Raw genomic sequence first — 6,679 nt, forward strand, 5'->3', positions numbered from 1 at the left:
TGATCTTATTCTTCGCGCTGAAAGATTAGAATGCGGGGTTCATGACACGCTTACGATAGTTAATCATATTAGTCATGCTGGAAGATTTGAATACGAGGTTTATGACGTGCCTAGTCGAAGGGTAGGTTCTTGGCCATTAATATTGGTTAAGTGTTTGATGTGAAAATGGGCTTTTAGTGAGCCCATTTCAATTTATACTAAATATATGTTTTACAGATACGGTCTTCTTCGTACCTATCAGATACTGGCGAAAGGTAGTCAGTCAATGAGTCTATCTCGTATAGCGACAATTCATGCTTTAGTTCAAGTAGCTTTCCTAAAGATCTCAAGGCCATATCAAGCATAGTAGAGGTAGAATAGACTCGAGATTCCTTATCTTCTTTTAGGAGAAGGAGTTCTTTCAGAGTCGTTTCTCCCCCCAAACGTAAATTCCCTCTAATGTAGTTACAGTTTAACTCGGCATTTTCATTAAGGAGAAAAATACAAGCGTCGACCACATTGATAATTAACTCTTTTTTGATTCTTGCTTGGTGTTGGTAGCAATGAAAGTGCTGTTGAAGTTTATCGGTATAGTTTTGCATGGTTTTAAGGCAACTAACATTTCGCTCAAGATTTCTAGAAGTCGCTTTATAGTTGCTCGCAATAAAATAATCTAAGGGAGGTATATGGCTTTCGTTCTCTTTTTTGAAGAGCCGTCTTATTAGATTTGTGTTGTTTTCTTTTGTGCTTTGATCTTTAGCCCAGTCATAAACCCTAGGGAACAAGTAGGTGTGCAACCAATGATAGGTAAATTCTGCATCCCAGGCTTTTCTTTGGTCAATCTCTACTGGGCTTCCAGCAATATCACTCAAAGGTTCCCATTCAAGTATTACATTATCATTGAGCATTGAACCACTAGATTTTGGATACATGATTAGGTGGTAACCGTAATCTAGATTTTCAGTGTCTCTGTCTACAAAAACTTTAAGACAACCAGGAGCCGAGTCATAAATGAAGTCAGAGCTATCACCATTCGCGATGTCATGAGCATAAGCGTAGTCAATGGTGGTATTCCATAAGCTTTGCTTTATTTCACAGAGTTTGATCTTAAAGTCTGTACTAGAGCGTTCAAATCGTTTTGTTTTAAATTTTGCTTCGATTTTCTTACTACTGCCTATGTAGTAAGAAAAGGCTTGTTCTAGAACCCAGTCAAGATCATCTACTTCGTTATCCTCGAGAGTTAAGCGAATGTTGGCTAATGATAAATAGTATTTAGTTTCGCTTTTGTACAAGTAGTTAGTGTTACGGAGAGAAGAGGTATGTGCCTTAACTTGTAATAGAGGGATCAATGCCTTTCCATCAATACTAAATGTGGTGCCATGCAAATCTCTCCTTGCAAATGAAAAAATACCACCAGCTTTTATGCCTTCTTTTTCGGTTGGTACAATTAGATCAAGCTGACACGTATTATTTTGGATGTAGATTATGTTATTACCCTTGTTAGTATTTTTTACAGGATACGAATAGGGATAGACATTTTCTGAAAAATCTTGTTGGCAGTATCTTGAAGCAATAGTTTCTCCCCAGAACATACTAGTAACTTTAAACGTATTTTTCAGTTTGGCTAGAATGGACGGTTGATCCCAAATCTCACTTCTGATCCCCAGTGAATCAAGCTTTTGTTGAGCCTCATGCCACGAATCCACAAGCTTTGTATCTGAACTGATATCAAAAGTAGTAGCTAATATATACATAGAGGTTTGGTCGGAAAATTTACCTTTTATGAAGTCGTCAACCCATTTAGTAATGTTTCCGGCAGTTACTAACGTGTAGTGTTTACACTGCATCATAAAAAACTTACTCGAGTTAGGTATAGTCCCTTTAATGTCAATGCCTTCCTGTTTTTGACCACTTCTTCCATATATTATTGGATCAATTACCTCAAGACCGCTCAAATTACATTCTTCAGCTATAAGCTTTTGGCATAAGTTTTCAAAGTGACCCCATGGCATGTCAAAGGGTAAGGTATTGAGCTTTATATCTAATGCGATTTGAGCGAGGCTTTGTTGCCAAGCATTTCGTTCTTCTGGAGTCATAGTTTATCCCTTGATACTGTTTGCATATACAGTACCAAGGGGTGTTGAATTAAGCAATCATCGTTTGCGGGGTTTGTTAGTGTTTATTACTCACCAAGGTAATTTATGGTTGTGATTTCTGACGCGAAAGTAGCATGTAAGACCGAGTGTATACTCCCGAAGTACGGATTAATAAAAGTCTATATTTCAATGACATAGTAATCAAATTCAACGCCATCACTGGTACAATTTTTTAAGTTCAGGGAAGTCATAGGATTTTATGAGTTTGCACTTTGGCAGAGGAGTTAATGAGCCACTTAGTTGTCTTGAACGGTAACTCAGGTTAGTTTTTTCTGAAGTAACACCAGAGGTAACACTTTCAAGTTCTATTTTTGTAATATTCATATTAATCAATTTGATAGGTATGATAGTCGAGTCCAGTAGCGACAAGCAAAAAAGCCCACCTAGTGTGGGCTTTTTTGTGCCTGTCGTCTTTCAGCTAAACAACCGCTTTAGCTGAAAGACTTGAGTAGAGCTCTAGCCTCGAATGATCATTTGCTCACGCTCAGGGCCTACTGACACCATCACAATTGGCACACCCATTAGCTCTTCGATGCGAGTTACGTAATCTTGTGCCGCTTGAGGAAGGCTTTCAAACGTGCGACAGCCAGTGATGTCTTCATCCCAACCTGCCATATCTTCATAAACAGGTTTTAGCTCAGCCGTTTGTGGCCAAATCGGGTTCTCAGTGTGCTCTCCTGAGTAAGCGGTACAAATCTTAAGTTCAGACAAACCAGACAGACAGTCAATCTTAGTCAGTGCTATTTCAGTCGCGGCTTGTAGGTCAACGCCGTTGCGAGTTGCTACCGCATCAAAGTAACCCATATCACGTGGGCGACCCGTTGTTGCGCCATATTCGTTAGAGCTTTCGCGGAAGCTGTCTTGCTCTTCCATTGTAGTCACTAGCGTACCAGTACCTACAGATGAGCTGAACGATTTAGCCACAGCAATAACGCGCTCGGGGCGAAGGGCAGGTAAGCCACTACCGATACCCGCGTATGCAGCGGTTACATTTGAAGATGTCGTCCAAGGGTATTCACCGTAAACAAGGTCACGACCTGCGCCTAGCTGAGCTTCAAACAGTAGGTTCGCGTCTTGCGATTGCAGTGCTTTAAGCGGCTCAGTTACGTTGCAAATGAATGGGCGCCAAGCTTTAGTCACTTCAAGTAGCCATTCTGTCATTTCAGAAGCAGTCTGAGAGAAGTCACATTGTGGGTATAGCGCTTTAAGTTGAGGCATCTTCCAATCAAGCAGGAATTGAATGCGCTGCTCTAAAATCTCAGGTTGATTTAGCCAACCCACTAGAATGCCTTTCTTCATTACACGGTCGCCGTAAGCAGGTGCAATACCTTGACGTGTTGAGCCATAAGCAGCATCGCCTAAACGCTCTTCTTCAAGAGTATCTTCAAGCGCGTGTAAAGGTAGACACAATGTTGCGCGGTCTGAAATCGCCATTTTAACTTTGATGCCGGCCGCTTGTACGTCTGCGATCTCTTCAGTTAGCGCAGCAGGGCTGATCACCATGCCAGGGCCAAGAACCGCCGTACAATCAGGATTAAAAATACCACTCGGTAGTTGGTGCAGTTTGAATGTACCGAAGTCGTTTACTACGGTATGGCCTGCATTGTTTCCGCCTTGAAAGCGAATGCTAGCAGAAGCTTGCTCTGCTAAAAAATCAACGATACGGCCTTTGCCTTCGTCGCCCCAGTTTGCGCCTACAACAACAATAGATGGCATAATTTTTCTCCTGACTGATTGAGAAATCATGTTAGGCCTACAAAGTGGATAAGAGAAATTAATTATCTTTATTATCTTGATAAGGTTTTCATATATCATATAGGGAGCACAGGAGAGATATGATGCTTGATATAAATTTGTTGAAGACGTTTGTGACGCTAGCGGAATACAAGCATTTTGGGAAAGCGGCCAACGCACTCCACATGACGCAGCCCAATGTGAGTTTGCACCTAAAACAACTAGAGCAAACCACACGTATTAAGTTGATAGAACGAAGTCCATTTCAATTGACTCAGGCGGGCGAAAGGTTATTGGAAACAAGCCAAAGAACGTTGCTTGAACTTCAGATTTGTCAGGCCGATCTTAATGCCATTAATGACCTCAAAATAGGTACATTAACTATTGCCGTGAGTGACATCATTTCCAGGTTCTTGTTGATTCGTCCGTTCCAGAAGTTCAAAGTACAGTATCCCGGCATTGACCTTACGCTCTTGAATACCACGTCATCTCAGGCATCGAGTTTAGTCAAAAACGCTCAGGCGGATATTGGCTTTGTTATCGCAAAAGAACAGCACAATGAGTCGTTGTATTTCACAAAGCTGCAAGAGCTTTCTTGGTGCGCGTTAGGCGATGGGTTTGATATTCAAGACTCTGATAATTTGCCAAAAAGTGATATCAGGGATGCTGATGCCGAGCTCACATTGATTCTACTTGGCCATGATACGAGAACTCGTGACTTCATTGATGAAGGTTTACCAAGCCTTAATCTACCCGATCACAGAGTCATGGAAGTAGGGAGTGTCGATGCTCAAATCGACTGGGCAGAAGCTGGGTTTGGTGTCGCCATCATTCCTGAGTTTGCGATATCCACCAAGCAGCATTTGAATTCAAAGGTTACGCCATTGACCAATTTCTCTAGCACCAGCCTTGGCTATATCGTGAGGCAGAACCAAGTCTTATCTAAAGCGACTAAGCAGTTATTAGGCTGGGTGAATGATGAGATTACTCTGTTACAAAACAAATAAACGCCATCACTGACTTTGAGTTACCTGAGCCTGCCAAGTGTGGGCTTTTTGTGTTCTTGTTAATCATCGTTTTCTAGCATGATAATTCGTAGGTGACTTCCCAAAATAAAAGGGTCGCTAATGAAGTGCTTGGTTGATACGGTATAATTCAATGATATGAAAGTTAATTTAGTACGCGAGTTTGGTAAATAGAACATGAAAAACACTGATTTTAGTCTGATCCCGTATTTTGTTGTCATGATGGAAGAGCTCTCTATCTCGAATACCGCGAAACGTTTTGGCGTTACTCAGCCCGCAATTAGTAAGGCGCTTAACCGACTAAAAGAAACCTATGATGATCCGTTGTTTGTGAAAACAAAGGAAGGTTATAGACCGAGCAGTTTTTGTTATGACATCTACCCTCAGATAAAACAGGCCTACGATGCCTTTGAATCAACTTTTCCAAGTAAGCGAAAGTTCGACCCAACAAAAATTGAAAGGTCGTTTAATGTCGCTTGTATTAGTGGTGCAACTTATTCATTGATGAAGCGTGTATCCGATATCCTCTATGCGGAAACGCCAGATATCGGTCTTCATATTGACCCTTACTATACCGCAGACATCGTTCTAGACCTTCGCCAACACCGATATGATTTGTGTATAGTCCATACGCCTATCAACGATCCGGCAATGGAATGTATTCAGCTCTCTAACGAACCTATGGTGGTTGCTTACGATAAAAACCACCCTAGATTAGGGAACGAGATTACGTTGGAAGAATACCTTGAAGAGAAGCATGTTCTTCATAGTATGTGGGATACCAAAGAATCGCCGTTAACCAAAACCAGTAAGTATGCGAAAAGTAGAAAGGTTGCACGAAAGGCGCCTGGCCCATTTGAAATGCTTGATATGGTAAGAGGGACGGATTGGCTTTGTATTAGTCAGAAATCGATACTTGAAAGGTATGGCTTGCTGGATGATTTTAAGCTGTCGCCTTTACCGTTTGAATCGGATCTTGGTACTGAATATCTGGTGTGGCACAAGAGTCGTAATGCAGATATGGCGCATTCATGGTTTAGAAAAAAGATTGTTGATGCCTCACAAAAAAAGCCCCAGTGGGGCTTTAATTAGTCAGTTATCTTTAATGGTCGGTAGCCGGGTTATCTAGCTGTTGCTTCGCTGTTTAACCCTTGCTCCGCTATTTCGCGTTTTGTGCTTGCATCTGCTGAATTAGCTTTTGCATTTTTAGCGTGTTGTAATTGATGTCTGCGGCACTGAAGCCTTGGCCTTGTTGCATTGGGTAATCGTTTAGAGAGCCCATAAACTTAATCACTTCTTGAGACATTGGTACGAATAACCACATGTTGTCTACCATCCAACGAGTGTACATGCCAGATTCTTTCGCTGCGGTTTCAAACGGATCCATACGTAGGTTTGTAATTGAAGCCCAAGCAGGAGCTTGACGAATAGCCGATTGCATCGTGCCTTCCATCATCGCGAAGCTTGCTTTCCAATCGTTCCAACGAAGCGCATTGAAGTCACCGTTTGCAGAGAAGTAGAAAATAGTTTCACGAGGTGATTTTTCTGCCTCTCCTTCAAAGTATGGCATGAAGTTCGAGCCATCTAGGTGAACACGCCAATCTTTATTATTTAAAGAGACACCTTCTTTAAGGTCTTCAACGATAGAGTCATTACCGGCCGCAGCCGCGAGTGTAGGTAACCAATCTTCTTGAGACATTAGCGCATTAACCGCAGAGCCAGGTTCGATTACACCGTAAGCGTGTCATGAACCCCGCATTCTAATCTTTCAGCGCGAAGAATAAG

The 6,679-nt window shown here is 41.8% G+C and carries 5 protein-coding genes; 2 read left to right on the top strand and 3 right to left on the bottom strand.

Annotated features, from left to right (window positions below; genetic code table 11):
- Positions 1-197: 197 nt before the first annotated feature.
- Together ACED42_RS21300 and ACED42_RS21305 are read right to left on the bottom strand one after the other, a co-directional pair.
- Positions 198-2,075, bottom strand: a complete 1,878-nt coding sequence (locus tag ACED42_RS21300) for a hypothetical protein (RefSeq protein ID WP_371704061.1) — start codon at positions 2,073-2,075, stop codon at positions 198-200.
- A 516-nt stretch (positions 2,076-2,591) separates the two neighbouring features.
- Entirely contained in the window at positions 2,592-3,851 is a 1,260-nt protein-coding gene (locus tag ACED42_RS21305) for an adenylosuccinate synthase (protein ID WP_371704062.1), read from the bottom strand.
- Positions 3,852-3,970: 119 nt separating this feature from the next.
- Here ACED42_RS21305 and ACED42_RS21310 point away from each other — a divergent pair, with 119 nt between their 5' ends.
- Together ACED42_RS21310 and ACED42_RS21315 are read left to right on the top strand one after the other, a co-directional pair.
- Positions 3,971-4,876: a LysR family transcriptional regulator gene (locus tag ACED42_RS21310; protein WP_371704063.1), complete on the top strand. Its 906-nt coding sequence runs from the start codon at positions 3,971-3,973 to the stop codon at positions 4,874-4,876.
- Between the two features lie 195 nt (positions 4,877-5,071).
- Positions 5,072-5,986, top strand: a complete 915-nt coding sequence (locus ACED42_RS21315) for a LysR family transcriptional regulator (protein WP_009846875.1) — start codon at positions 5,072-5,074, stop codon at positions 5,984-5,986.
- Positions 5,987-6,053: 67 nt separating this feature from the next.
- On the opposite strand, the gene ACED42_RS21320 is transcribed toward ACED42_RS21315, so the two are convergent.
- Positions 6,054-6,593 carry a hypothetical protein gene (locus ACED42_RS21320; RefSeq protein ID WP_371704064.1) on the bottom strand — a complete coding sequence of 180 codons (540 nt, stop codon included), beginning with the start codon at positions 6,591-6,593 and terminating at the stop codon, positions 6,054-6,056.
- Positions 6,594-6,679: the final 86 nt, after the last annotated feature.

This window comes from Vibrio sp. FF145 (genome assembly GCF_041439075.1).
GTDB lineage: Bacteria > Pseudomonadota > Gammaproteobacteria > Enterobacterales > Vibrionaceae > Vibrio > Vibrio tasmaniensis_A.